The 26,794-nt window shown below is 40.4% G+C and carries 20 protein-coding genes and 2 pseudogenes; 13 read left to right on the top strand and 9 right to left on the bottom strand.

Features of this window, described 5'->3' with window-relative positions; all coding sequences use genetic code 11:
* Nucleotides 1–145 precede the first annotated feature (145 nt).
* On the bottom strand, nucleotides 146–598 hold the full coding sequence (locus tag PSH48_RS01765; protein WP_248462480.1) for a DUF302 domain-containing protein: 453 nt from the start codon (nucleotides 596–598) through the stop codon (nucleotides 146–148).
* A 453-nt stretch (nucleotides 599–1,051) separates the two neighbouring features.
* Here PSH48_RS01765 and PSH48_RS01770 point away from each other — a divergent pair, with 453 nt between their 5' ends.
* Complete coding sequence (locus PSH48_RS01770) at nucleotides 1,052–3,187, top strand: TonB-dependent siderophore receptor (protein ID WP_273610784.1); 2,136 nt, start codon at nucleotides 1,052–1,054, stop codon at nucleotides 3,185–3,187.
* A gap of 29 nt (nucleotides 3,188–3,216) precedes the next feature.
* Here the strand turns inward: PSH48_RS01770 and PSH48_RS01775 are convergent.
* The 5 genes and pseudogenes from PSH48_RS01775 to PSH48_RS01795 form a co-directional block, all read right to left on the bottom strand.
* Nucleotides 3,217–3,576: pseudogene (locus tag PSH48_RS01775) on the bottom strand (mechanosensitive ion channel family protein); the annotation flags it as partial.
* Between the two features lie 253 nt (nucleotides 3,577–3,829).
* Complete coding sequence (locus tag PSH48_RS01780; RefSeq protein ID WP_273610785.1) at nucleotides 3,830–4,561, bottom strand: mechanosensitive ion channel family protein; 732 nt, start codon at nucleotides 4,559–4,561, stop codon at nucleotides 3,830–3,832.
* Between the two features lie 164 nt (nucleotides 4,562–4,725).
* A complete protein-coding gene (locus tag PSH48_RS01785) occupies nucleotides 4,726–6,156 on the bottom strand; it encodes a sugar porter family MFS transporter (protein WP_121637217.1) in 1,431 nt (476 codons plus the stop codon).
* A 36-nt stretch (nucleotides 6,157–6,192) separates the two neighbouring features.
* Nucleotides 6,193–7,287 carry a FecR family protein gene (locus PSH48_RS01790; protein WP_273609253.1) on the bottom strand — a complete coding sequence of 365 codons (1,095 nt, stop codon included), beginning with the start codon at nucleotides 7,285–7,287 and terminating at the stop codon, nucleotides 6,193–6,195.
* Nucleotides 7,280–7,852 carry an RNA polymerase sigma factor gene (locus tag PSH48_RS01795; RefSeq protein WP_024033745.1) on the bottom strand — a complete coding sequence of 191 codons (573 nt, stop codon included), beginning with the start codon at nucleotides 7,850–7,852 and terminating at the stop codon, nucleotides 7,280–7,282. Before PSH48_RS01795 ends, PSH48_RS01790 begins: the two co-directional genes overlap by 8 nt.
* Before the next feature lie 356 nt (nucleotides 7,853–8,208).
* Between PSH48_RS01795 and PSH48_RS01800 the strand changes: the two genes are divergently transcribed.
* From PSH48_RS01800 to PSH48_RS01815, 4 genes are all read left to right on the top strand, one after another.
* Complete coding sequence (locus tag PSH48_RS01800; protein ID WP_273610786.1) at nucleotides 8,209–11,502, top strand: TonB-dependent receptor; 3,294 nt, start codon at nucleotides 8,209–8,211, stop codon at nucleotides 11,500–11,502.
* A gap of 71 nt (nucleotides 11,503–11,573) precedes the next feature.
* Complete coding sequence (locus PSH48_RS01805) at nucleotides 11,574–13,130, top strand: tryptophan halogenase family protein (RefSeq protein WP_004585936.1); 1,557 nt, start codon at nucleotides 11,574–11,576, stop codon at nucleotides 13,128–13,130.
* 38 nt (nucleotides 13,131–13,168) lie between these two features.
* Entirely contained in the window at nucleotides 13,169–13,909 is a 741-nt protein-coding gene (locus tag PSH48_RS01810) for a SapC family protein (RefSeq protein WP_064386765.1), read from the top strand.
* Complete coding sequence (locus PSH48_RS01815; RefSeq protein WP_121637221.1) at nucleotides 13,902–14,621, top strand: DUF6445 family protein; 720 nt, start codon at nucleotides 13,902–13,904, stop codon at nucleotides 14,619–14,621. Before PSH48_RS01810 ends, PSH48_RS01815 begins: the two co-directional genes overlap by 8 nt.
* A gap of 7 nt (nucleotides 14,622–14,628) precedes the next feature.
* Here PSH48_RS01815 and PSH48_RS01820 read toward each other — a convergent pair.
* Nucleotides 14,629–14,769: pseudogene (locus PSH48_RS01820) on the bottom strand (protein phosphatase); the annotation flags it as partial.
* 172 nt (nucleotides 14,770–14,941) lie between these two features.
* Between PSH48_RS01820 and PSH48_RS01825 the strand changes: the two are divergent.
* A complete protein-coding gene (locus PSH48_RS01825; protein ID WP_273610787.1) occupies nucleotides 14,942–15,361 on the top strand; it encodes a GNAT family N-acetyltransferase in 420 nt (139 codons plus the stop codon).
* 283 nt (nucleotides 15,362–15,644) lie between these two features.
* On the opposite strand, the gene PSH48_RS01830 is transcribed toward PSH48_RS01825, so the two are convergent.
* Nucleotides 15,645–16,139, bottom strand: a complete 495-nt coding sequence (locus PSH48_RS01830; RefSeq protein ID WP_273610788.1) for a phosphatase domain-containing protein — start codon at nucleotides 16,137–16,139, stop codon at nucleotides 15,645–15,647.
* A gap of 89 nt (nucleotides 16,140–16,228) precedes the next feature.
* Between PSH48_RS01830 and PSH48_RS01835 the strand changes: the two genes are divergently transcribed.
* From PSH48_RS01835 to PSH48_RS01845, 3 genes are all read left to right on the top strand, one after another.
* Nucleotides 16,229–18,466: an exonuclease domain-containing protein gene (locus PSH48_RS01835; RefSeq protein ID WP_273610789.1), complete on the top strand. Its 2,238-nt coding sequence runs from the start codon at nucleotides 16,229–16,231 to the stop codon at nucleotides 18,464–18,466.
* Between the two features lie 136 nt (nucleotides 18,467–18,602).
* On the top strand, nucleotides 18,603–19,496 hold the full coding sequence (locus tag PSH48_RS01840) for a hypothetical protein (RefSeq protein WP_273610790.1): 894 nt from the start codon (nucleotides 18,603–18,605) through the stop codon (nucleotides 19,494–19,496).
* Between the two features lie 62 nt (nucleotides 19,497–19,558).
* The gene (locus PSH48_RS01845; RefSeq protein WP_273610791.1) at nucleotides 19,559–20,512 is read left to right on the top strand and encodes a hypothetical protein; all 954 of its coding nucleotides are present in this window, start codon (nucleotides 19,559–19,561) and stop codon (nucleotides 20,510–20,512) included.
* On the opposite strand, the gene PSH48_RS01850 is transcribed toward PSH48_RS01845, so the two are convergent.
* Nucleotides 20,496–21,842 carry a S8 family serine peptidase gene (locus tag PSH48_RS01850; protein WP_273610792.1) on the bottom strand — a complete coding sequence of 449 codons (1,347 nt, stop codon included), beginning with the start codon at nucleotides 21,840–21,842 and terminating at the stop codon, nucleotides 20,496–20,498. The genes PSH48_RS01845 and PSH48_RS01850 overlap by 17 nt on opposite strands.
* 139 nt (nucleotides 21,843–21,981) lie before the next feature.
* Between PSH48_RS01850 and PSH48_RS01855 the strand changes: the two genes are divergently transcribed.
* The 4 genes from PSH48_RS01855 to PSH48_RS01870 all read left to right on the top strand — a co-directional run bounded on the left by PSH48_RS01855 (nucleotide 21,982) and on the right by PSH48_RS01870 (nucleotide 26,597).
* A complete protein-coding gene (locus tag PSH48_RS01855) occupies nucleotides 21,982–22,473 on the top strand; it encodes an RNA polymerase sigma factor (protein WP_054982238.1) in 492 nt (163 codons plus the stop codon).
* A complete protein-coding gene (locus PSH48_RS01860; protein WP_273610793.1) occupies nucleotides 22,470–23,210 on the top strand; it encodes an anti-sigma factor family protein in 741 nt (246 codons plus the stop codon). The genes PSH48_RS01855 and PSH48_RS01860 overlap by 4 nt, the downstream gene beginning before the upstream one ends.
* A 25-nt stretch (nucleotides 23,211–23,235) precedes the next feature.
* Nucleotides 23,236–23,748, top strand: a complete 513-nt coding sequence (locus tag PSH48_RS01865; protein ID WP_054982240.1) for a CC0125/CC1285 family lipoprotein — start codon at nucleotides 23,236–23,238, stop codon at nucleotides 23,746–23,748.
* A gap of 494 nt (nucleotides 23,749–24,242) precedes the next feature.
* Nucleotides 24,243–26,597 carry a TonB-dependent receptor gene (locus PSH48_RS01870; RefSeq protein ID WP_024033730.1) on the top strand — a complete coding sequence of 785 codons (2,355 nt, stop codon included), beginning with the start codon at nucleotides 24,243–24,245 and terminating at the stop codon, nucleotides 26,595–26,597.
* Nucleotides 26,598–26,794 lie beyond the last annotated feature (197 nt).

A 26,794-nucleotide genomic window follows, 5' to 3' on the forward strand; every position in this document is an offset into this window, starting at 1 on the left:
ATAAAAAAACCCGTTAGCTAACGGGTTTTTTATTGCGTGTTTTTTAAGTTTTTTAAGTTTTTTAAGTTATTTAAGTTATTTAAGTTATTTAATATTAATACCAATTCGCTTAATTAAGTATTATTGCGGTTTGGTATAACTTTAATTATTTGGCCACTGTTGCCATAGAAAGCTTATTAAGCACCACAGCTATTTTATTAAGTACTTCTTCGCAGCCTTTTATATTGTGGCGTTCTTGCAAATAAGTGGGGCTGTTGTAGGTAAGCCAAACTTGGCCATTGTTGTCTTGAGATATATGTACTTTTTGCGGTAAGTCTATCGCCACACTTTGCTGACACTGCATTAACGGTGTGCCTACCTTTGGATTACCAAAAATAATCACTTCACTAGGGGCCAATTCCATATCAACATTTTGAGCGTTTTTTTGATGATCTACCCGCGCAAAAATGGTTATCCCTTTGTTACTGGCTATTTTTTCAAAACGGTTAGCTGTTTCTTGAACAGAATAATTACTTTGAAAACGTACTAAGCTGTCGTTCGCACTCGCCACGGCCGTGGCCGAGAGTAAAATAACCCCTAAAAATAGTCGGTTTAACATGGTTTGCTCCTCATAAAAAAGCTGATACCAATTCGCTTAATTAAGTGGTTTATTTTGATGCTGGAAAAACGTGTTGATAGCTAGGCAAAAAATTCGCTATTTAGTCGTTCTCGGCAATTGCTCCTGTATTGCGCTACCTTCTGCATCCATGCAGTCGTAAATGAGCATTTTTTAACACAAGTAGCGACACGTTTAGCCCCACAAAATGATTAAGTATTAATGCGAATTGCTATTATAAAGCGTATGAAAAATACACACTATCTGAGTTCCTTATTTGGTTCAACACTGCGCAAAGTGAATAAGTATAAAACGTGAGCATAAAAGTCTTTAAGTACCTATTTTAGTTGCGATTAATTCGAAAAATAAGGATGAATATGAAATTATTTGCATTGCATATAGTAATGATAGTCGTTATCATTCGCGGCGTTTTATACACCTCTTTTCAGGATCAACATGTTTAACCAAAAATACTTGGCGCTTAGTATTGCTGCGTCTTTTTCTGCTTTTTCTAATGTGGCATTTGCCGAGCAAAATAACGAAATTGAAACAATAGAAGTAACAGGCCGCGCTCAGCAGTTTTACCTAGAAACCGAAAGTAAAATTGGGACTAAAACGGATTTAGATCTTATTAAATTACCGCAATCTGCGCAGGTATTAACCGAGCAGCTTATTATTGACCAAGCCGCGCGCGATATTACCGATTTATACCGCTCAATAGCCGGGGTAAGTGAGTACAGTTATTCGGGCGTTACTTTTCGGGGATTTAGAGACGATGCCAATGTATTTTACGATGGCGTACGCGGCGACCCTTACTCGGGCTTTGGTGTACCACAATTATTTAATGTTGCGCGTGTAGAAGTATTAAAAGGCCCAGCCTCTGCGTTATATGGTGGTGGTGAGCCAGGCGGTATGATCAACTATGTGACTAAAAAGCCAAGTTATACGCAAACTAAAGAGCTAAAACTAACGCTTGGCAATTACAACACACATGGTGCCTCACTTGATATGACCGGCGGTTTAACCGACACCATGGCATACAGAGTAGGTGGTTATTACGAAGAGCAAGACAGCTTTCGTAATAACGCAGATTCAAAAAACAATGAGTTTACCGCTGGTTTATTATTTGATTTAACCGATTCGACCACACTAACCACCACTGTTGATTACATTAAGCAAGACTTAGGCGGTAACCGTTTACGTGGTGTACCGGTAGATGACAACGGCAACTTTTTAGTTGACCCTAGTTACAACGCAAATGAAGCATTTGACTACCAAGACATGGAAGCGTTAGTGCTGCAAGCCGAGCTAAAGCATTACTTTAATGATGATTTTTCTGTAAGTAGCACACTGCGTTACATGGATAACGAACGTGACCAAGCCTACCATGAGTCGCAAAGCTGGGTAGATGTAAACGGCGATGGTGAAGCAAACATTGATGACGAAACCATTAAACGCGAATACCGAAAGCAATACCGCGCCAACGAAGAAACAAGCTTAACCACCGATTTTGTTTATAGCTTTGAGCAAGGCCAATTAGCACACCAAGTATTATTTGGTGGCGACTACCACATAGTCGATACCGAGTACGATTACTTACGCGCCCGTTATGAAGCGGACGGCGTGGCTAACTTAAACATATTTGACTTAAATTACGGCGAAACCGACCCAAGTACTTATAACCTTACCGACATGAACCGCGATGGTGTTGAAACCGACCGTTTTGGACTATACGTACAAGATGTTGTAAGCATTAACGAGCAATGGACCGTGATTGCCGGCCTGCGTTACGATTATTTTAAAGAGCTAAATAAAGAAACCGGTTACAGTTATTCAGATAACGATGTAACACCGCGCGTGGCCGTTACATACCAACCTGTTGAAAATACCTCGTTATACATAAACTACTCAGAAAGCTTTAACCCAGCGTCATCGGGTGATCAAGAAGATGTAGAAGGCGAGGGCAACTTAACGCCAGAAACCGGTAAACAAACCGAAATTGGTATGAAAAACCAATGGCTAGATGGCAAAATTATGAGCACCTTTGCTATTTACCAAATTAATAAAGAAAACGTAGTAATGAGTAACCCAGACGACACGGGCGCGGGTGACGGCATTGCAGCACTTTTAAATATTGGTGAGGTAGAAAGCCGCGGGTTTGAAACAACGCTGGTGGGCGATTTAACCGAGCACTGGACGCTAACAGCTAACTACGCCTACAACGATACACTAGTTATTGAAGGTGTAACCGGCGATACTATTTCAAGCACCTACGGTGATGGCTCTCGCTTTGCTAATGCGCCGCGCCACCAAGCTGGTTTATGGTCGCGTTTTGCGCTTGATAGCATCGACTCGTCTATAGCATTTGGCGCAAATTACGTAAGCGAGCAAATAAGCCAAGATGGCCAAAAAGTTAAACCCTTTACTGTATTTGATATGAGCTGGACTTCTCGCTTTGACGATGTGTTATTAAGCGTAAATATTAATAATATATTTGATAAAGAATACGCAGTAAGTGGCTTTAGTGAGCGTAACGGTCACTTCCCGGGCAGCCCACGTGAAATAGTAGGCCAAGTAACCTATAAATTTTAAAGTAAATTAAGCGCGAGCTTATCTCGCGCTTATTTTTTATCGCTATTAAAATTAGCGGCTTCTTGCGCTGTGTTAATAGCTGTAATAGGGAAGGGGATCACAATACCTTCTTGGTTATAGCGTTTGTGTAGCGCTTTAATAAAAGCAGATTTAACCCAAAACCGATTAAAGTACTCTTTTGCGCGCAGCATTACGGTAAAATTAATGCTTGAGTTATCAAAGGTGTGATACACCACAAAGGTATTGTAATCATCAACCCCCCATTCATGGTCAATTAGTACTTGGCGCGCAACTTCTAGCGTTACTTGCTCTACAAATTCTAGGTCTGAGCTGTAGTGAACGCTTACATCAACAGGTACACTCAGTTCTTTTTCGGGGTAAAAGTAATTAGGGCGTGTTGAACTTTGCGGATTGAATTTGTTCAATCTAGGGGCGATTAAATCGCGGCGCGAGGTTTGTAACCTAGTGGGCTAAGTAAAAACCGAGCAACAAAGAGTTTATCGCCCCTAGGCAGAACCCAAAGGGCAGCGCATGTTTGGCATTTATGCTGCGTTATCGCCTATTTATGGGGAATAACCACACTACATAGGCTCTGCCTTGCCTAAAAACCAAACACGCTGCTGCAAATTCAAACATCAAAGATCAACACGCCCTACTAATACGCGATTTAGAAAGCTGACTATTAGGGATAATAATCATATTATTTGGCAGCATTTTAACCCACGTAGAGCGCCAACCAATTTTCTCTACAAAGCCTTGCTCCTTTGACTCAAGCTCAATAAAATCCCCCACCCGTATGGGTTTATCTATAACAAGTTGTACGCCCGAAAAAAAGTTTTCAAGGGTGGGCTGCAGGGCAAGTGCCACCGCTAATGACGTAATACCTAACGAGGCAATTATAGGCGTAATAGAAATACCCAAGGTGCCTAACAGCACTAAAGCCCCGACCGATAAAACGCTTACCCTAATAATGCCTTTAATAATACTTTGCGAATTAAAAATTACCGCCGACTCTTTGCTGTAGTAATTAATGGTGCCCACAAAAAAGCGGTCAAAAAATAAAATAATAGCCACTAAGCCCAAAATAATATTAATGGTCGAAAACGAAATATAGCTCGCAACCGGCTCGCCTTGTATTAACAACCCTTGCTCTATAATGGTGAGTAGCACAATAATTGTGCAAAGGGAGAGCGGTTTAGAGATAGAGGCGATAAGTAAGCTATCGAATATAAATTTAGTGTGAGAGGTCCACTTTTTAAGCCAGTACATTATAAAAAAGCGGATACAAAACAAAGCTATAGTTATAGAAACTAAACAAATAGCAATAACAACCCAAGGTTGCTCTGTTAGGTTGTAAAAAGTAGTAGCAGACATTACTTACCTCTCTTTTATAAACTTAAAAGAGTAAGCAGCAAGTTATGTACCTATATGAGTAGAGGGGCTGTATTTATAAAGTAACTCAGGTTATTAAAAGGTTATATAACTGGCAGCCAGAGCATGCCAGTTATATTTTTAGTATGGCTTAATTTAGCTTTAGGTTACATAGACTCAAGTGTTTTACCACGGGTTTCTGTAATGTATTTGGCCACAAAAAATATGCTAATAAGTGCCGATAAAGCATAAAAGCCGTACGCACCTGCAAGGCCAATATTAGCCAGCATAATAGGGAAGGTCATGGTAATGGCAAAGTTAGCAATCCACTGCGCGCTTGCAGCAACAGCAAGCGCTGCACCGCGAATACGGTTATTAAACATTTCGCCTAATAGCACCCACACAACGGGGCCCCAACTTAAACCAAAAAATACCACAAATAAGTTAGCCATTATAAGCGCAAACGTACCCATGTTATCGCTAAGTGCAAGCTTGCCTGCTTCATCAAGGCCCGCACTGCCAAATATATAAGTAAGCGCGCTTAAGCTGATAAACATACCAATACTGCCTACTAATAGCAGTGGTTTACGGCCAATTTTGTCAACAAGGGCAATAGCAATAAAGGTCGATACAATATTAGTCGTACCCGCTAATACATTTATAAATAACGATTGCGACTCATCAAACCCAGCAGCTTGCCAAAGCTCAGAGCCGTAATAAAACACCACGTTAATACCTACAAATTGCTGAAACACACTCAGCGCAACACCCGCCCATACAATCGGGTGTACTTTTTTACTGCCATCAATAAATAAATCGCGAATACTTGGCTTTTTATCGCTACGTAAGGAGCTTTTAACATCGCTTATTTGCGCAGCAACGTTGTCGTTCGAAATTTTACTAAATACTGTTTTTGCATCGTCTAATTTACCTTGCGCCACTAAATAACGAGGCGACTCAGGAATAAACAACACCCCCACTAAAAACAGTATTGCAGGCACAAGCTCAGCCCAAAACATCCAGCGCCAAGCGGCTATATCAAGCATTAAAATATTTTGCGCGCTGCCTGCTGCATCAGCAATTAAATAGTTACTTAAAAACGCAGCAAATAAACCCAATACAATAGCGAGTTGCTGTAATGTAGCTAAACGACCACGAAGGGCAGGTGGTGCAACCTCTGCAATATAAGCCGGCGCTAATACCGATGCAGCACCAATACCTAAGCCACCAAATAAGCGGTAAAAAATAAACTCGGCCGAGCTTTCGCTAATGCCTGAGCCAAACGCACTAATGGCAAAAATAATCGCGGTGATGATCATAATTGCACGCCGGCCAAACTTATCAGCCAGCGGCCCCGCAGCAAGTGCACCTAAGGCACAGCCAAGTAATACAGACGCTACGTTAAAGCCCGTAGCTACACTGCTTGAATTAAACGCATTACCGAGTGCCGACACCGTGCCGTTAATAACACCCGAGTCAAAACCAAATAAAAAGCCACCAATAGCAGCCACTGCAGAGATAAAAATTACGTAAAAAAGAGAGCATGTGCCCAATGTGTGCGCCGAGCTATTACTGCTCGGCGAGAGAGGTGATGTCATAATTGTGTGTCCTGGTTTTTATTATTGTGTACTTTACTATATTGAGACGTGTGGTGCTGCGTATTTTAAACGAATTTTATCTGGGCTAACTCTTTCATAATCAATATTAAAATTATTGTTTAATACTTCTAGCAGTCCTTTAATATCGCCCGTTTTGAACATGCCAGCTACTTGTACTTTTTTGAGACGGTCATCCTCTGAAAGCTCGAAATCTATATTTGTATAGCGGCTGATTTCAGCCATGGCTTCAGCAAGTGATTCACCTCTAAATATTAAGCTACCTTTACGCCACGATAATCTAGCGGCTACATCCATAGGATCAACTTTTTCGACCGCTTTAGCAATTTTACCTTTGAAGCTTAAATCAAGTTTTTCTCCCTTTGACACCGAAGTTGAACTATTTGATAAATACTGACCTTGTTTATTAGTCCCTTGGGAAAGATTTGGTAACGGTTTGGCACTTTGCTCTGCAACAAGGACTTTGCCATCTGTCACAATCAGTTCTATTTGCTTTTGACCTACTTCTACATTAAATGCAGTACCAACAGCCTGAATAACTTTATCACCAGCTATAACACTTAAAGGGCGCATTTTATCGTGAGCTACGTCTATATGAATTTCGCCACGCAGTAAATTTATTACGCGAGTGTGTTGGGTATACCTCACTTGAACAAAGCTATTTGTGTTTAAGGTGATTTTACTTTTATCAGAAAGCAGTATGTCCTTACTTTCACCTACGTCGGTTTGAAAATTAAGCTGTTTAGCAACCACAGCTGATTGATTAACCGGGTAAAAAAATGAAAAGTTAAACGCTTCTTGAAAAAAGCTAAGTGCAACAGCTAATAAAATAGATGCAGCTGTTGCACCTAACCACACAGGGAGGCGTTTTTGTTTTACTGGTGTTTGTGGAAACAGATCTGACAAGCGACTGAGGTCGTCCATTTTGTCCCACAGCTGTGCTACTTCAAGTAACACCTCTACATTTTTATAAGATTGTGACAACCATTGCTTTAACGCTTGTTCTTCGAGCTTAGACAGTCCACGATCAAGTTTAGCCAGCCACTCACTTGCTTTATCAAGGCGCGCATCGTCGCTAGTGTTTCGTTCGTTTATATGATGAACATTACTCATTCCTCCCTCCTGCATTTAGCTGCGAAGAAGTATTTGGTTGCCCATAAACACTTTTTGTAGATTGACGCATAAATTGCGTACAACGTTTCATGCCTGTTGCTATATGTTTTTCCACGGTACTTTCACTAAGGTTTAATTGAGCAGCAATTTCTCGCTGCGAATAACCATACACTTTTTTTAATACAAACACTTTACGGCACTGCACGGGTAAAAGCCGTATGGCTTCACAAAAATTAGAAAATTCACTATCGGTGAGTGCTTTTTCGTACATTTCGTCTTGCTGGTGTTCCGCTAAGAGTTGCTCTAACGCTTCCATGTTGTCGATCCCATCGACTAGGCGTATATTGGCTTGCTTTTGGTAATCGAGCGCTAAATTTCGCGCCGTTTTATAAATAAAAGATTTTGGTGAGCTTATGTTTTCAGTGTTTTTAATCTGACAAATTCGCACATAAGTTTCTTGCACTATATCTTCAATTTCATGTGGCGGCACTATACGTGCAACTACATTTGAGAGACTTTTGCGCGAGGCCAAATAGACCTTATAAAAAAGTGTGTCTTTCGTCATTTAGTGTGTGTCTCGTGTGTGTGTTTACGGCAATTATTGTTATTGTTTTGCCAATACAAACTAAGACGAATGGTAAGAAAAAATCCGCCATTAAATTTAAAAAATAAATAAGTTTTTTTATTTTTAAATTTAATGTTCACTAACCGCAAAGGGCATAAAGCTTGTAATGTAAAGGCGAAGTGTACTACAGTTTTTGCCATTATAAATACCTTACTAAGTACTGGCTCTGTAATTTAGAAACTTTAACTTTTTAATTAATAAGTAAAAAACTGCAATGTGGACTGTATTTTTAATTGTTTAAAAATACAGTTAAAAGCGCAAACAATAAAAATAATAAAGGCATAAAAAAAATTAGCATGGCTAGTCAAAAAAATAATTTATTAAAAAAAAATAAAAAAAATTTATGGAGGAAAATAAAAAGTCACTCGTCTTTGTTCTGTGTATGGCCAAAAACTATACACAAGGAATATTTACATTTGCCGCTTTGTTTACCGCTTTATGCGCTGGTTTTTAGCTTACTCACCACCGAGGTAAAAGCGAGCGCTGTAAACGATAAAGCTGTGTTTAATATTCCAAGACAAAGGGCCGATTTATCGCTAATAAATTTTGCCGAGCAAGCCGATATTACTTTGCTTTTTCCGCTGGATAAAATTCAGCAGTTACAAACAAATACTATTGCTGGCGAGTATTCAATAATAAACGCATTACAGATTTTACTCGATGGCACAGGGTTGCAACCGCATGTTAGCGAAGATGGGCAAATATCTATTTTAATAGACCCAAGTTTCGAGAGAACTGACAACATGGCTAACTATAAAAAAAATGGCGTGTCCAGTGCTGTACTAGCTGTACTAAGCACAATGGCAACGCTCCCTGCAGTGGCAGAGACAGCAGCACAAGAACCAGAAATAATTGAAGTACGCGGGATCAGAGGCTCGCTTGGCCGAGCTATGGATGCCAAAAGAGAAGCGGGCGGCGTGGTCGACTCCATTTCAGCAGAAGATATTGGTAAATTCCCTGACACAAATTTAGCTGAGTCTTTACAGCGAATTACGGGGGTTTCAATAGACCGTTCAGGCGGTGAAGGGCAGCTTATTACGGTGCGTGGTTTTGGCCCGCAGTTTAATACTGTGCTTGTAAATGGTCGCCAAATGGCCTCTGAAAATCAAAGCCGTGCGTTTAGCTTTGATACTATTGCATCAGAGCTAGTTAAAAGCTTAGATGTATTTAAAACCTCAACAGCCACTATGCAATCTGGTGGTATTGGCTCAACAGTAAATGTAAATACAGCGCGACCATTTGCGATTAGCGGTTTTAAAGTGGCAGGTAGCGTTAAGGGTATTTACGATGAAAATAGTGAAGAAACCACACCTGAAATTTCTGGATTAATTAGTAATACATTTAATGATGACACATTGGGTGTGTTGTTCGCTGTTTCTCGCCAAGAGCGCGAAACACGCTTAAACCAGGCGCAGGTAGACGGCTGGTTAGAAAACGTGGGCGTCCCAAACCCGCAAACTCAAAGCGGGCAAGCATACACCAGTAATATTTTTTCGCCGCGTAATTACGATCATAAAGTAACAACAGAAACACGTACACGTACCAATGCAAACTTAGTAATACAGTACGCACCTTCAGATGATTTAGTTATCACTGCTGATGCGCTCTATTCTGATTTTGATGTAGAAGCAGACACAACGTCTTATGGGCATTGGTTTACAGCGCCAAACTTAGAAGGCTTTGGCGGCGCTGCAGGGCCAATTGTTGATGAAAATGGCACTGTGGTTGATTTATATCAAGAGGTAGGCCTTGCCACCGATATGCACGCTAAAAAGTTTGATCGTTTAACCAACTCTAGCGCATTAGGTTTAAACTTTGATTGGCATGTAAACGATAACTTAAATATGAAGTTTGATTTAAGCCACTCAAAAGCTGAGCGTGAGGCTAATAATGGTGGCGGGGATCAGTTATCGTTGATTGGCTATGCTAACCGAGTTCGATTTGAAGTGGATGGCGGTATTTTACCTTATGCGAGTGAGTTTGCCTCTGCTAACCCTAACATTTATAGCGGCCAGCAAGAGCTGGACGGTGTTGCTTATAACCCTGCAGTTACACCTGATGGCGTATCAAACCATTTAGATACAGCCAATAGCCGAGCACATGTAATGCTACGCCGTGGTTGGGCTGTAGAAGATACCGTGGATCAGTTTCGTTGGGATAGCATTTGGCACAACGATGGTACATCAGGCCTAGTTTCGGTCAAATTTGGTGCTATGTATTCAACTGAAACAAAAAATCTTGATCGTTGGGATAACGAAGGTGTTGGTATTCACTGTACTTTTTGTGGTTACCCAGATGACCCAAGTATGGATGGCTTAGCGCAATTTGTATTTGACGCAGGGGATGACTTTTTATCTGATGTGAGCGGCAGCGGTCGTATGCCAACGTCATGGCTTGCACATGATGGTGAGGCAAACTTTGCGTACCTTGAGCAAATAGCTGCAGCGAATGGTCAGCCTATTAGTTTTGATGCAGTTAAACGTAATAAGTCGTTTGAGATAACTGAAGATACTTTCTCGTTTTATACAGAATTTGATTTTGAAGCTGAACTTGCAGGCATGCCTTTATACGCAACAGCCGGCTTTAGATACGAAAGCACCGATGTAGAAGTAAAAGGCACAGACGAGCCAGTTAGTGCATTAACGATCTTAGATAAAACAGAAATGCTCGCTAACTTTGGCGCTGTAGAAAATATTTCAGCAAGTTCAGATTACGAAGCGATTTTACCTAACTTTAGTGTAAAGCTTGAAATAAGCGATGAGCTAATAGCACGTGCTGCTGTATCACAAACAATTACGCGACCAACACTCGATAGCATGTCGCCTGTAACTGTAATCGAAACAACTCGGCAGGGGGGCAATTTAACATCAAGCTCTGGTAACCCTGAACTTGAACCGTTTACCTCTGATAACTTAGATTTATCATTAGAGTGGTATTACGCTGATGCCAGTTATTTATCCGCTGGTTACTTTAGAAAGAATGTTGCTAACTTCATTATCAATACCACTGAAGATTTAACCTTTGAATTGTCTGGTGGCGGATTGTTGACTGACCCTTCAACAGGTAACGATGTAGATAACCCTGATGCAGCCGACTCAACGGCTGTATTTACAAACACCTTACCAAATAATAGCGAATCGGCGATTGTTGATGGCTGGGAAATAGCCTTACAGCATAGTTTTGACAGTGGCTTTGGCTTTATGGTTAATGCAACATTTGTAGACAGTGATGCAGAGCTAGACCCTGCAGATATAACTCAAGTATTTGCATTAACAGGCTTAAGCGACTCTTATAATGTGGTTGGCTTTTATGAGAATGGACCATTTCAAGCGCGTTTAGCCTATAACTGGCGCGATAGCTTTGTACAGTCACTTACACAGCTAAATGGTGATGGTGTGACAATTGTGGAAGATTACGCACAACTTGATGCTAGCGGCAGCTATGACATTACCGAAAATGTATCGGTATTTTTTGAAGGTATTAACTTAACCGAAGAATATGTGCACAAACGTGGTCGTTTTTCTAATCAATTATTATTGGTTGAAGATAGCGGACGACGTTTTGCGTTAGGTATTCGCGGTAGTTTTTAACTTTAATTAATAAAGTGGCTTTTACATTTAGTAATAGCCACTTTTTAAATATGCCTTTATAGGTAACAAGTATGAACCAGCAAAATAAAAAAATAAAAACAGTGGTTGTCGTTGGTGGTGGTATAGCGGGCTGGCTAACCGCCGGACGATTAGCGGCGCACCATAAAAGTAATACCCCCGATGGCCTTAATGTTGTGCTAGTTGAATCTCCAAATGTACCAATTATAGGTGTTGGTGAAGGCACTTGGCCTACCATGCGTAGTACATTAATAGCACTTGGTATTAGCGAAACCGACTTTATACGTGAGTGCGAAGCAAGCTTTAAACAAGGTGCAAAATTTGCCAAATGGGTGGATGGCAGCAATGATGATTTTTATTATCACCCATTAGTTTTGCCACAGGGCTTTTCAAAAACAGATATGGCAGGGCATTGGTTAAATAATACCGCTGAGTCAACGTCTTTTTCTAATGCAGTGTGTTACCAAGAAGCTATTTGTGAGCAAGGGCTTGCTCCTAAAACAATTCGCACCCCAGAATATGCTGCCTTAGCAAATTATGCCTACCACTTAGACTCGGCAAAATTTGCCGTTTTTTTACAAAAACATTGTACGCAGGAGCTTGGCGTTAAACATTTTTTAGCTGATGTAACACAGGTCAATAGTGCTAAAAATGGCGATATTGCAAGTGTTACCACAAAGCAACAAGGTGAAATTAGCGGTGATTTATTTGTCGATTGTACCGGTTTTTCATCATTGTTATTAGGCGAGCATTATAAGGTTCCTTTTATGCCTTGCGATGATGTGCTGTTTATCGATACCGCCTTAGCAGTGCAAGTCCCCTATGAGAATGAAGATGAGAGCATTGCGTCTCACACAATTTCAACAGCGCAAGAAGCAGGCTGGATATGGGATATAGGGTTACAACACCGCCGTGGGGTAGGTTATGTGTATTCGAGTAAATACAGTAGCGAAGCACAAGCACGAGAAAAGCTTAAAGAGTATGTTGGCGATAAAATAGAGTCGTTAACAATTAGAAAAATCCCTATTAAAAGTGGCCATCGCTCACACTTTTGGCAGAACAACTGTGTTGCGGTAGGGCTTTCGGCTGGCTTTTTGGAACCGCTTGAAGCTTCTGCATTGGTATTAGTAGAAATGTCAGCGCAAATGATAAGCGAACAACTCCCCCACACCCGCGATATTATGGATATTACCGCCAAGCGCTTTAATGAGACGTTTAGCTACAGGTGGGAAAAAATAATCGACTTTTTAAAGTTACACTATATTTTATCAACCCGTGACGATAACGCATTTTGGCGTGATAACAGAGACCCAAAAACGATTCCTCAAAGCCTACAAGATCTAATGAAATTATGGCAATACCGCGCCCCTGCTGACCACGACTTTACAAGTAACAATGAGGTGTTTCCAGCGGCGAGTTATCAATATGTTTTATATGGTATGGGCTTTAAAAGTGACTACAGCACAACTTCCTATATGCTTAAAGACACTGATTTTGCTAAAAGTCAGTTTGATAAAAATAAAAGCATGATAAACCAAGCAGTCACTAACTTACCTAGTAACCGAGAATTGTTAAATAAAATTAAGAGTCATGGCTTTAGCACTATTTAGCTTAAAAATTTACCCATAAAAACAATAAAGAGACACGCATGGAAAATTTAGTCGCATTAGAGCAAAGTGCTCATCAGCATATAAAAATAGACACACAAAAAGCACAATCACACGCTGAAAACATTAATATGATCCCTGTTGTTATGGCAGAACTTAATCAAATTGCCGTTCAGCAGCCTATAGTTTTTGCAAAAAACTCAGAAACAGGGGAGTTTACACTCAATGCTTTATTAGGCTTTGAGCAACATGAGAACTTGTTTTATCAGCACTCGCAGTGGCAGGGAGTATATTTACCGCTTCAGTTACAGCGTCAGCCATTTTTTGTTGGTGATACTCATGCAAAGCAAACTCAATACCCTGTGTGTATTAATTTAAATAGCCCAGCAGTCATTAATAACCAAGCGCAAAGCCAGAATGATTTAGAACCAATTTATACCCAAAACGCAGAAGAAAGTGGTTATTTTAAAAAAATAAAGCAGTGTTTAGGACATTTACTACAAGGCGAAATAGACAATAAAAAGTTAATAGATACCTTGTTACAGCATGAGCTACTGCAGCCATTATCGCTTGAGGTAACGTTTCAGAATAGTCAAAAAACAAAGTTAAACGGCTTATACACTATTAATCAAGAAAGACTCGCACAACTTGATAGTGATCAAATTACGCTTTTACATCAACGCGCTTTATTACCCGCTATTTATACTGTTATAACCTCACTTGGCCAAATATACCCATTGATTGAGCGTAAAAATGCGGTGCTTAATTTAGCCGATGATTGATTTTACACTTAACAAAAATATGGTGTTACAGATACACACTGTTGGGGAAGAGCAAACCCCAATTATTGTTATTGATGATTTTGTAAATAATGTAGATGAACTTATTAATTTTGCTGTGTTTTCTCAAAACGCCAGAGAAACATTTTGCGCACAAGAAAGTGATTTTTATCCAGGAGTAAGAAAAGCATCACCGCTTAGTTATATCGAGCGGTTAAAAGACCTTGCGCCAATTATTAATTCACACTTTGATATGACAGATAAAAGCGAGTTTGATGTAATACTTTCTGCTTTTTCAATTGCATGCACTGAACCTGATGAGCTAAGGCCAATACAAATGCTTCCTCATTTTGATACACCTAATATGAATCAACTTGCTATGGTGCACTTTTTATGTGATGAAACGCATGGTGGCACTTCATTTTATAAGCATAGAGCCCTAGGGTATGAACGCATAACAAAAGAGCGACTTATGCCATATAGGCAAACTATTAAGCAGCAAGCCATGGCGCAAAAGCTTCACAAAAACCCACATTATATAAATGGCAGTACAGCTTTGTTTGAGCAAGTTTACAGTGTAGAGGCAAAGTTAAATCGGGTTGTTATATACCCAAGCAACTTATTGCACTCTGGTAATATAAATGCGGCCAACGATTATGTATGCGATCCAATTAATGGGCGTTTAACTATTAGTAGCTTTGCTGTTTTACGTTAGCTTTTTATTACCTGCTAAAACTTTCAAAGTACTCTTTTTGCAATGCTATAGTCAGTGCTTTAGGGCGAATACCTTGTACTAAGCTGTATACCTCATCTTTTGTGTAACCTGCCGAATTTAAAATAAGCGCAGCGACCAACGCTGTGCGGTCATATTGATATTACCTTTTTTCTTTTACATTAAAAGTTGAATATATCCCCTGAAAGCTGGTTAAAACTAATTAACCAATTAGCACGCGTAATTTATAGCGCAGTTTAGCTTATTCAATTAAAGTGGCTAATTAGTTTATTGAGTATTAATTCTTTTTTGAGGCTAGATGGATGCTAGAGATTGTTGCTACTGAAGACTTAAAGGCTGCCGCACAGTTTACGTTTAACAATATGAAACCCTATTACGAAATGTATGCGGTAGATTGGGATGTAGAAGACGTTTATCAAGCTACCAAAAACCTTAAAAATTTTGATATTATGTGTAAGGGTCAACTCATAGGTGTCGTGCGCTTATCGTTTGAAGAAGGGCGTTGCCAACTTCGCGATATTCAGATTGCAGCTACTTATCAAAACAAAGGTTATGGTGCTCACATTATTGCTAAAGTAGTTGATATAGCTCGTCAACAAAGTGTCAAATTCATAGATCTCAAAGTATTTCAGCTAAGCCCAGCATTTAAGTTATATAGCCGTATTGGATTTGCAGTCGATAGAAAAGATGATCGTTTCTACTACATGAGCTTGCGAGTCTAATAGCAACAGTATTAAGAGGCGTAAAGTACTCGGTTTCACGACTCTTTAGCTAACTTTAGTCAAGTGCGACTGTATTACCCTATGCGGCCATTAGTTTTTAGGAGAGCGAGGTGTACTTAATTGCTGTGTGGTCTGCTCAAAAATTTAAAAGTACATTTAGGCCTGCAGGTTTTGGCTCATTCCTATTTGGTGATTTTATGGTTTACATAATTACGATTAGTTACCGCTAATAAGTGGCTAAGCTTATAAAGGGTAACTAATAATGAGCGTTAACATATTCCCCTCACACCTCAAAGTTATTAAAGTATTCTTTTTGCAATTCTATAGTCAGTGCTTTAGGGCGAATGCCTTGTACTAGGCTGTATACTTCTTCTTTTGTGTAACCTGCCGAATTTAAAATAAGCGCAGCAACCAACCCTGTGCGGCCAGTGCCGCCTTTGCAATGAATGGCAATGGTTTGTTTTTGCTGTATGGCTTGTAGTATGTCTGTTTTGTGGGTATTCCAGCTTGATGTAAAAGGTTGTTTTGGGGCTTCGTCGTCATTTATTGGTAAATGAAACCAGGTTATATCGTGCTTATTGCACTCATTATTAATTGTTTGTACGTTGTTTTTTTCAAGCTCCTTTTGCGGCATAAGCGATAGTAGCATGTGAGTGCCAGCCGCCTTTAATGTGGCGATTGAATCCGCTAGGTTTTGCGTTTTTGTACCAGGGCAAGGCGTAAAAATAATATTTGCGCCGTTATTGAGTGATAAAACATCGTATGGGTGCGCGCTCATGGTAAGTCCTTTATTTTCAATAAATTTGCTTTTATACGCTCACTATAGCGTGTTTTAGTTACAAGTTTAAGATTGAATAATAAGCACAAATGCTAGATACTGTTTTTATATACAGTTGTGGCGATGTTATGAAAAAAGAATTACCAGCAAAATACTATTTAGCGCATTTTAGAGAGCTTATTGAGTTTGTAACAAGTAAATGTATGCATTTACTTGAGCCTAAACATAGTGAATTTATTAGTAAAATTAACCAGCTAGATGAGCAAAGCCAATGCATGTTGGCGCGTGTGTATTCGCGCAAGCCTTATTTAGTGCAGGCGCAATCGCTCAATTATGAAGAAATAACTTCGCCGCATCAGGCTATTTATACGCTAAAAACAGCGGGTATTTTATATGAGCCAAACGCACAGCATTACAAGCAGCTTATAGCGCATTTAACTAAGCCCATGCTGGTGGAGTTACTCAGTAATTACAGTGAGCAAATAAGCTTTAAAAAAAGCGCAGCTAAAGGAGAGTTGGTCACTATTACGTGCCAATTTTTTAGTGAGCGCGCAGATGATCTTACCCCTTTATATAGCCAGTATGTCATTAATAACCGTGAAGATTATTACGAATATTTTGAGTTTTTATTTGCAGGGCGCTTAAGTAGTGGCGATGTAAACCATCAAAACCGCTTTGTTATGCGCGATTTAGGGTTAACCGCTACCCGCGAAGGGCACAGCGAGAGCTTGTCGCGCTTTAATACACTCGCTGAGGCGCAATCTAATTACGTTTTAAATCGTTACCGTTTAGCGTTTAAAAACATTGGCAAAACAGCCGGTAATACAAAAGATGAAACCTTAGATGACAAAACCCCTTACACCGAGCTTGCGCATTTAGTATTGGCGCAACCGGCGCATGGCGCACAAGCGCACGACATTAAAAACAAACTGCTGGTTAGGCTGTATAAACAACTTAAAAATACCGATAGCGAACTTGCCTTTAGCCTACTTGAAGGCTGCACCGATTACGCCGAAGCCCAAGAAATTCAAATAAGAGAGCAATACCGCCTAGGTAATAAAGCGTGGGTTAAAGCGCAGCTAGAGCAAATTATAGAAAACCCGCTCACCGACGATTTACTGTACTTTGCTGATGACTTTTTAATGCGTAAGTTTAATAAACAAACGCGTTCGCGCTTAAGCACCATGCTGGCCGACACCCAGTGTGTGCTGGAAATTGACGAAATTTACCGAGGCGATGTAGAGCAAGGCGTAAATGAGCATTACAGTACAAAAGGGTTAACGGTTTTTAATACCGAAAACACCTTATGGCAAAGCTTGTTTGGCTTAGTATTTTGGCACGAGTTATTTATTGAATCGCCATACCCGCCGTGTAATGAATTTGATATTTACCCGCAAGTTTTACAGCTTGGTAATTTTTATGAAGCACAAAGCACGCAAATTGACGCACGTTTAAAAAGCTGTAGCACTAATCAGGCGCTGCTTAATTTGGTATGTAAGCATGCCGCGCAGTATTTTGAGCAGCCCAATGGTTTATTTAGATGGCGCAGCAATTTATTAGAGCCACTAGAGGCACTTATTTTAAACAGCCCGCTTGAAGCGTTAATTGCGCACTTAACGGCTATGAGCAAACACTATTTACAGCTAAAAGACGGCTACCCCGACTTAATGGTCATTAATAATGGCCAAGTACATTTTGAAGAGGTAAAAGCCCCAGGCGATAAGCTTAGGCGCAACCAATTAACCACCATTGATAATTTAAAAAATGTGGGCTTTACAGTACATATTGCTGCAGTTAAGTGGTTTGTAGACCCTAACCGTATTTACAGCGTAGTTGATATAGAAACCACGGGTGGCTTAAAAGGCGGTAACCGCATTACCGAAATTGGCATTGTTAAAGTGCAGCACGGTAAAGTAATTGATACCTGGACGACACTTATTAATCCGCAGCGCCATATCCCAAGCTTTATTACTAAATTGACCGGCATAAGCGATGGCATGGTTTACAACGCGCCTGTATTTGCCGATATAGCACAGCCACTACTAGATAAACTTGCAGGCAGTATTTTTGTAGCCCATAACGTAAACTTTGATTACGGTTTTATTAAAAAAGAATGCGAGGTTGCAGGGCACTTTTTTAAAATGCCAAAAATGTGCACCGTGGTTGAATCGCGCAGAGCGTTTAAAGGGCTAAAGTCGTATTCGCTTGGTAACCTTAGCGCGCATTTTAATTTAAATTTAACCAGCCATCACCGGGCATTGGCTGATGCTACCGCCACTGCCGAGCTGTTATTGCTGATCCAAAACAGTGAAACGCTAACGCAATAAACGAGTAATTTATATTTAAGAGTATGAAACTTAAATAATTAAGTAACGTTATTATAATTTTTTAATTATTTTTGGAATAAAGTGTTTTTGTAAATCGTCTTCTTTATGTCAATCCGACAAACTAGAGGACAAAACAATGACTAAATTAAATAAAATTGTAAGCGTAATGATGTTAAGCGGTGTGTGTACTTTTACAGGTGCAGTGCACGCCGCTGATATTGAACTATCTCAGTCAACGTCGGCGCAGCAACAAACATCTACATCTATTACGGTTTCACAAAATGGTTTAACAGCCAGTGGTAGCAACGAGTCAAACGTATCTAACGATACACAAGTAACGGCTGATGACTCGCAAAACACAGATTCAACGGCGAATAATACGCAAACTCCAGCGCAAGAAAGTAGCGAGGCCGCAGAGCCTGCAAATACATTAGTTGCATCTGCAAGCGGATCTTTAAATAATGCATTAAATGCATCGGCCGCGTCTTTAAATAACTCAGGCAATACAGCGCTTGATACAACAGTCAATACAGCGCTTGATACAACAACGCAGTTAACCTCATCGGCGGGTAATTTAACAACCGCTGTGAGCCAGTCATCATTACTTTCTGTTACCTCTGAGCAAGGCGCTCAGCCAGATACTACCGACGCACCAATAGATGCATCTTTACTTTCAAATGTGGGCAGCGCTACCGATTCAGTTACACAAGCTGATGCAACTAACGCGCTTAATGTGGGTGAGCTTACAAACCAATTAGCAATTACTAATACGGCTGCAAACTCAGTGAGTTCTGCACTACAAATGGGTGATGCTATTAATACCAGTAATGAAGTAGTAAGCAATGTTCAGCAATCTTTAATTGCCAGTGTGCAAGACAGTACGGTTAGTAGTTTACAAAGCACGGTACAGCAAAGTGTTAGCGGGCAGGTGAGTGCAGCGGTTACTGATCAAATTAGTAACGATGTAGCACTTAGCACCGCAAGTGAAGTAGTAACCAACATTACTAACGATTTAGACCTAGGCCTTTAATACGCCAAGTGCTTGCACAAATGCCGAATGGGGAAACCTATTCGGCCTGTTGGAGAATAAATATGAAAGCAGTTATAACCGCCACATTGTGTGTTTTTAGTGCCCAAGCGGTGCTTGCACAAACCAACCACGTTAAAACAGCTGAGCAAAATAAGCCCTTTAAAAGTAGCTTTGAGCTAAATGCAGATGCTGAAGTTGGGGTATTAAGTAACTCGGCGCTCTCTGTTCAAGAGCTTGACGATATTTCCTCGCAAAGCGACAGCGGCATAAAAACCGCAGCCGGTGTTAATGCAAAATGGCAAGTAACCAAAAGCGCTAAATTAACCTCAAGCTATAAGTTTGAACAACAAGACTTCGATGAATTTGATCAATATGATTTAGACCTGCATCAATATGGTTTAGATGGCAGTTATAGCTTTAATAGCCATGAGGTAGGGGTTCGTTACGATGGTGCAAAAGCAAATGTAAATGGCGATACATTTTTACATTTTAATCAAGCCAGCGCCTACTATGGCCATTTTTTTAACCCGCATACGTATTTGCGTATGAGTGTAAAAACCAAAGCTAAACGTTTTGCTACTGCAAAAGCACGTAATGCCGACGGCGTAGGCGGCGATGTAGCGCTTTATCATTTTATAAATAATGGGCAAACCATGCTAATGGCAGCGCTAAGTGCCGATAAAGAAAACGCCGACGACAACCAATACGACTTTAACGGCTACGGTTTTACTACTAAAGTTACGCACAAATTTACGGCCTTTAATGTGGCTAACAAAGTGGGGGCTGGCTGGCGTTATCAAAATAAAGATTACGATGAGCAAACAACGGATGATTTTTTTGAGCAAATACCGTCGCGAGATGAGCACCGAAATGTCGTTAATGCGTTTTATAATCTAGCTGTGTTTGAGCACGTAACATTAATAGCCGAGGCTGAATATGGCGATTATCAATCAAAGCTTAGAAGCAATACCTATACGCAATCGGTTTTATCGGCGTCAGTTAAAGTGCATTTTTAGGTGGGTAAATGGCACCATAACCAAAGGTGGTGTCTTTGCCATGCTCGCCTAAATCGACGGCAAGCGATGTAAGCTCGTTAAGAGCTTTGGTTTTATTATTACCATGCTTTAACAATAAACAACTTAATGCCGCGCTTACATGCGGCGCCGCCATTGACGTACCCGACTCCCTACCAAATTTTCCACTGCCTTGGCTTGTAACAACATTTACACCAAGAGCTGCAAAGTCTATGTAATCGCCTTTATTTGACCATCTATAAATTTGGTTTTGTGAATCAATAGCACTTACCGCTATCACGCTTTTATACGCACCTGGGTATAACGGCTGCGACGCCGGCCCTTGGTTACCTGCAGCAGCTACAATTAACACGTTTTGTTTTATTGCTGCAGTAATACTTGCTTCTAAAACTGCGTTATTTGGCCCTGTTAGGCTCATATTTATTACGGGTATTTTATTACTGACTAGCCAGTTAAGTGCTTCTACTATGGCAAATAATGTAGCCCCTTGTGCATATTCAGATTGCCTATAAAACACCTCGGCACTGTAAAGCATGGCACTGCCTAAAAGCGGGTTAAGTTTTGCGCCTTTACCTGTAATTAGCCCTGCAATGGCGGTGCCGTGTAAATTTGGCGAGCTTAACCCTTGTGGTAAAAAGCTTTGCGTAGTGATATTTGCACCTTCAAAAGCACTGTGTTTGGTATTAATGGCGCTGTCGATCATGCCAATTTTTACGCTTTGTGTGCAGTAGGGGGCAATAGAGTTATTTGGTGTTACTTTTGCGGTAGGCTCGCCAGTTTGCGCTTGGTATATGTGGTTTCGGTCAAGTATTGCAGACTCATCTATGTTAAGCGCTTTTAATAACTCACTTTTATAATTAACACCTTGGGGGGCGTTAAAGCGTACTAAACTCATGTTAAGTGCGTTGTAATTTTTTACCGATACAATGGTTACATTTTGCTGCTTTAGGGTATTAAGTTGTTGGCTATTTGCCATTAATAACCATTGGCGCTCTATTGCTCTAAAGCCGTTTTCTAGCTCTACTTCAACAAATGCGGTGTTTTGGCTATTTATATTAATGTTAAGCACATTGGGTAAGCTGCTAATTGGCTCACTAATTTGCGCTTTTAGTGCATCAATTGAAACTTGTGGTACAGGCACCGGAAGCGGCAGGCGTTGTGCGCGCTCTATAGTTTGCTCAATACGCTGCTCTATTGGGTTAAGCTGCCCAAGCACTTGATCGACTCTCACTATATTGGCAGAGCTCGTTGCGCTAAATATGCAAAGCGAAGTGGCTATTATGTGTTTAACGCGTGTGTTTTTAATATTCATAGTGGGTTACTTCTATTAAATTTATCATGCTTGTAATTAACGTTTAACACATAGAAATATTTCATTATTCAAATTATTTTGATTCTTTGGGAATAAATGTTTTTTTGAATCGTCTTCTTTATAAAAGGGGTAAAAATCAATGAACGAAACATTAAAAACCTTATTGCCCATGCTTAGGCGTTTTGCCTATTCGCTAACGGGTAGTAAAGCAGATGCAGACGATGTAGTGCAAATAACAATTGAAAAACTATTAGTAAAAGGCATTCCGGATGACGTTGAGCCTGCTAAATGGGCTTTTAAAATTTGCCGCAATGTGTGGATAGACGAATACCGCTCACGCAAGGTAAGGCAAAATACGGCCCAGGCCGATGTTTTACCTGAGCCAATTACAAGTAATGAGCACCAAACACTCGAAAACAAACAAATGCTTAAAAATGTAAATACAGCACTTGGGCAATTACCCGAAGAGCAACGCGCCATCGTATCGTTGGTGGCAGTGCAGGGCATGGCCTATAAAGAAGTAGCACATACACTCGATATACCTATAGGCAGTGTAATGAGTAAATTATCGCGAGCACGCAGTACACTTTATAACTTAATAAAACCCGACTTTAAAAAGGAGCAAGTATGAACATTAACGACGAAACACTTAGCGCCTTTTTAGACTCAGAGCTAAGCGAGCACGAAATGGAGCAAGTGCGCAAAGCCCTTGAAACCGATGATGAACTAGTGATGCGACTTGCAGAGCTAAGCGAAGTAGACATGCGAGTAAAAGAGCACGCAACAAGTATTGATGACGCACCCCTTAGTGACTCATTAGCTAAAACGGTGGCAAAGCTTGATACAGCAAAGACAAAAAACACGTCAAATAGCAATGTAGTAACGTTAACGCCTTGGCAAAGGGTTAAGCAGTCGGCTAATAAAAGCTTAGCAATAGCTGCAAGCGTTGCCGTGGTATTTGGGATTGCAATGACTAGTTATTTACAACCCAATGAGTCGCAAAATTTAGTAGCCAGTAACATAGCAGCAGCACTTAATACACAGCTAAGTAGTGGTGAGTATAAGCAAAGTGATGGCTCAGTATTTAGCGCGCAGCTTAGCTTTAAAAATCAGCAAGGTGAGCTTTGTAGGCAGTATGCGCTAAGCTCAAACAATACCACGCAAACAAGCATTGCTTGTAAAACGCAAAGCGGTTGGCAAATAAAAGCGCAAACAGCCGCGCAGCAAAGTGATAATGGCGCGCAATATCAAACGGCGTCTAATAACAGTGAGTTAGATGCTGTTATAGATAGCATGATCAGCGGCGCACCACTAGATAGAGCGCAAGAGCAGCAAGCAATTAGTACAAAGTGGCAGTTAAACCAATAATAGTTTTTATAAAACGAGGTGAATGATGAAAACATCTATTTTAATTATCAGTATTTTACTTATGGCGGGTTGCGCATCTAAACCCGACTACCGCCCAGCTAATAATGGCTCACAAGGTTATAGCGAGCAAAAAATTAGTGACGATCAATACCGCGTCGAGTTTAAAAGTGTGTCAAACAACGTAGCCGATGCCGGTGACTATGCATTGTTACGCGCGGCTGAACTTACCCAAGCGCAAGGCTACGACTGGTTTGTTGTAACAAATAAAGAAACCTTTGTTGAGTCTAAATCGCAAGCGCCCGCGTCATCTATTAGTGCATCACACAGCCAGCAATATGAGCGAAACTGCGGTTTATTAACCTGCGAAACACGCGTACGCCCGAGCAATAGCGTAGGCGTACAAGTGAGCAACAATGATAAACGAAAAGAAGTACACACCCTGATTGACATTAAAATGGGCAAAGGTATTAAACCCAGCGACAACAGCTATAGCGCACAAGACTTAATTGAAAACTTAAGCAAAAAGACACAAAACTAATTATGAGAATAGTTATTAGCTGTTGCTATTTTACATGTAATTATATTTCAGCCATACGCTTTAACTTTTAGTGACAGTGGGCACTTAATTATTAGTTGGTTAGGTGCCTACTTTAAATGTGATTCCCCCTCCTTGGACTTCGAAGTCTTTTAATCGGTGTTTCCTCTACCATACTTCTTTCTTTGGTTGTTTTTGTTAAATTAGACAGATCAAACCAGTGCTTTAAAGAATAAACTTGTAAAATAACTTTATAATTTTAAAGGGTTTATTTTTGTTTAAATACGCTGCTTCGTTTTTAGTGTTATGAACATGTAAAACTTTTACATAATCTTTATTGCATTCGAATGCAAAAAGCGATAGTTTTTATAAGTCGAAAAAATAGGCATTTAAATCGCGCTTTTAATCATTATAAATACTTAAAATTCGGTTGCGGGTTATTTAGCCCTTAAATGCTTAATAAAATAACTTATATCAACAGGTGGAGAATTAATCTCATGGCCGCACATATTTTACGTAAAACACTTATTTTTGCTGCAGTAAACACGGCGATATTGGGCTCAGCCTCGGTATACTCGCAAGAGGCAAAGTTAAACCCTAACAAAGAGTTGGAGGTTATTTCGGTTACCTCTACTAAGCGTGTTAAAAGTATTCAATCAGTGCCGTTGGCTGTGACCGCTGTATCTGCTAAAGATTTACTAGAAAATGGCGTTACTGATATCTTAAACCTTGATAGCTTAGCGCCAGGGTTAAAGTCGGGTGTGTCGGGCAGTGATGCTCGCCCAGCTATGCGCGGGGCTAGAACAGAGCAAGTAGAGGCTAACGATGTTGCCATCGCGTTTTATTCTAACGGTGTTTATCGTCCTCGTCACGGGCAGGCGCTTGCTGGGTTTGTTGATTTAGAGCGTGTTGAAGTATTACGCGGGCCACAAGGTACATTGTTTGGTCGCAACTCATTTGGTGGTGCGATTGATGTTATAGCTAAAAAACCAGAGCTAGATATTACCGAAGGCGGTATGGCCGTTACATTTGGTAATTATGGTCATTTACGTGGTGAGGGCTTTTTTAATGCAGCGCTTACTGATGACACTGCGGTGCGATTTACTGGCGTTCGAGAAATAAGAGATCCCTACGTTGAAAATACATTTAATGAAGATGCAGGCTTAAAAGATGCTGATATGTATTTTTTACGTGGCCAAGTTTTTACTGAAATTAACGACGATATAAATTTAAATGTAAAAGTAGAAACGTGGCAGGATGAATCAAATGGCGGCGGTGCTTTTGGCTACCATATTTTAGGCGTTCCTATAAACCCTGCAACGGGTAAAACAAGTTTGTCGGCACCATTAACTGAGCGAATTGGTCGTGACGATGTGTGTGGCAGTAATTGTGGCCGCTTTGGTGCAGGTTTAGATAACGCTGCAACACCAGGGCTTGATACTGCACAGGCGGTATCGTCAGACCCATTTACTCAGCAGTTTGACTATAAACCATCGCGTGATGTAAGTGATGTAAGCATTAGTGCAGAGCTTAACTGGTCATTAGAGTCGGTAGATTTGAAAGTGATTGCAGCCTCAATGGATTACGAAGAAACGCGCCTTACTGATGGTGATTTTTCGACTTATGCAACCACGGTTGATGGCAATGCGATTGAATCAAAAACAAACTCGTTAGAAGTGCAGGTCAGCTCAACGTATGAAAGCGACTTTGAATGGGTAGCGGGTATTTATTTGCTCTCAGAAGATTTAGACAACGCATTTTTAAATGGCAGCTATGGGGCTGTGGTTGATAATGTGCCAGATACAACGCAACCCCAAGAATTTCAGTACGCGTCGTGGTTAAATCAAATTCAGTTAGAAACAAGATCAGCTGCCGCCTACTTTCAAGGTAATTACACATTTAATGATGATACACGCGGTATAGCCGGCATTAGGTATACAAATGACAGCCGTGAGTGGGATATTTACGGCCAAAACCCAGATGATTTAAGCACGCTTGATTTTTCTGTACTTGAGGTTGATAACGCAGACGATGATTGGAGTAAAGTAACGTGGAAGCTAGGTCTTGAACACGATTTGGCAAGTTCTCAACTGCTTTATGCTACCGTTTCTACGGGCTTTTTAGCGGGTAATGCACAGGGCGCTTTTAATGGCGAAGATAGCTACGATGAGCAAACAGTAACGGCTTACGAGCTTGGCTTTAAAAGTATGCTGCTTGATAATTCATTAAGGTTTAACGCTTCTTTATATTACAACCAGTACGAGGACCTACTTTCTACTCGTTTTCAAAACGTGGGTGGTACGGCGGTGTCGTTTTTTGGTAACGCCGGCGAAATTGATGCTGCAGGCCTTGAGTTAGAAATTGATTGGCAGGCAAGTGATGCATTGCGCCTAGGGGCACGCGCCGCGTTTACAGACTCAACGTATGGCGACTTTGTTACGCCAAATGTATTTGAAGAAGGTGGAGAGACCATTAATGGCGTAGATAACTTACTGCAACTAGATGGTAATGACGTGCAGCTAAGCCCTAAATACAATATTACACTATTGGCCAGTTATGAGTTTGATTTAGGTGATAAAGGCCGCGTTGTGCCTGCTACCAGTATTCAATTATCGGATTCGTATACAACCAACGATTTGCCTTTTTCATTTGGTACTCAAGAAAGTTACCAAAAGTACGATGCTAGCCTTGCATGGTATTCGGCAGATAATGAGTGGTCTGTACGTGCGTATGTTCAAAACGCAGGAGATGAGCTTATACTACTTAGGACAGTCCGCTTTGGTGGTAATGTGGCTGCGGCCGATTATGCTAATCCTCGCACTTATGGTGTAAGGGTAGGCTATAACTTTTAGGCATTTTTCAATAATGTATTTTAAGGTTTAAGTAAAAGTGTAAGTTTGTGCATTTTGCTAAAATATAGCATTGAAATTTTAAATTAAACAATCGCTTACATAGAGCCAGTAATAAATTATTACTGGCTTTTTTTGTGTTTCGAAATCACTTTATTTTCTTTTTAATATATTGTTTTATTTGGGTTAATTTTCGAAAG

The sequence above is a fragment of the Pseudoalteromonas sp. Angola-4 genome, assembly GCF_028599265.1.
Lineage (GTDB): Bacteria > Pseudomonadota > Gammaproteobacteria > Enterobacterales > Alteromonadaceae > Pseudoalteromonas > Pseudoalteromonas atlantica.

Coding starts and splice junctions, on each gene's coding strand:
- PSH48_RS01805 (WP_004585936.1), top strand. CDS start 11,574: ATGAACCAGCAAAATAAAAAAATAAAAACAGTGGTTGTCGTTGGTGGT.
- PSH48_RS01800 (WP_273610786.1), top strand. CDS start 8,209: ATGGCTAGTCAAAAAAATAATTTATTAAAAAAAAATAAAAAAAATTTA.
- PSH48_RS01810 (WP_064386765.1), top strand. CDS start 13,169: ATGGAAAATTTAGTCGCATTAGAGCAAAGTGCTCATCAGCATATAAAA.
- PSH48_RS01815 (WP_121637221.1), top strand. CDS start 13,902: ATGATTGATTTTACACTTAACAAAAATATGGTGTTACAGATACACACT.
- PSH48_RS01870 (WP_024033730.1), top strand. CDS start 24,243: ATGGCCGCACATATTTTACGTAAAACACTTATTTTTGCTGCAGTAAAC.
- PSH48_RS01780 (WP_273610785.1), bottom strand. CDS start 4,561: ATGTCTGCTACTACTTTTTACAACCTAACAGAGCAACCTTGGGTTGTT.
- PSH48_RS01795 (WP_024033745.1), bottom strand. CDS start 7,852: ATGACGAAAGACACACTTTTTTATAAGGTCTATTTGGCCTCGCGCAAA.
- PSH48_RS01860 (WP_273610793.1), top strand. CDS start 22,470: ATGAACATTAACGACGAAACACTTAGCGCCTTTTTAGACTCAGAGCTA.
- PSH48_RS01770 (WP_273610784.1), top strand. CDS start 1,052: ATGTTTAACCAAAAATACTTGGCGCTTAGTATTGCTGCGTCTTTTTCT.
- PSH48_RS01765 (WP_248462480.1), bottom strand. CDS start 598: ATGTTAAACCGACTATTTTTAGGGGTTATTTTACTCTCGGCCACGGCC.
- PSH48_RS01825 (WP_273610787.1), top strand. CDS start 14,942: ATGCTAGAGATTGTTGCTACTGAAGACTTAAAGGCTGCCGCACAGTTT.
- PSH48_RS01840 (WP_273610790.1), top strand. CDS start 18,603: ATGACTAAATTAAATAAAATTGTAAGCGTAATGATGTTAAGCGGTGTG.
- PSH48_RS01830 (WP_273610788.1), bottom strand. CDS start 16,139: ATGAGCGCGCACCCATACGATGTTTTATCACTCAATAACGGCGCAAAT.
- PSH48_RS01865 (WP_054982240.1), top strand. CDS start 23,236: ATGAAAACATCTATTTTAATTATCAGTATTTTACTTATGGCGGGTTGC.
- PSH48_RS01850 (WP_273610792.1), bottom strand. CDS start 21,842: ATGAATATTAAAAACACACGCGTTAAACACATAATAGCCACTTCGCTT.
- PSH48_RS01790 (WP_273609253.1), bottom strand. CDS start 7,287: ATGAGTAATGTTCATCATATAAACGAACGAAACACTAGCGACGATGCG.
- PSH48_RS01855 (WP_054982238.1), top strand. CDS start 21,982: ATGAACGAAACATTAAAAACCTTATTGCCCATGCTTAGGCGTTTTGCC.
- PSH48_RS01845 (WP_273610791.1), top strand. CDS start 19,559: ATGAAAGCAGTTATAACCGCCACATTGTGTGTTTTTAGTGCCCAAGCG.
- PSH48_RS01785 (WP_121637217.1), bottom strand. CDS start 6,156: ATGACATCACCTCTCTCGCCGAGCAGTAATAGCTCGGCGCACACATTG.
- PSH48_RS01835 (WP_273610789.1), top strand. CDS start 16,229: ATGCTAGATACTGTTTTTATATACAGTTGTGGCGATGTTATGAAAAAA.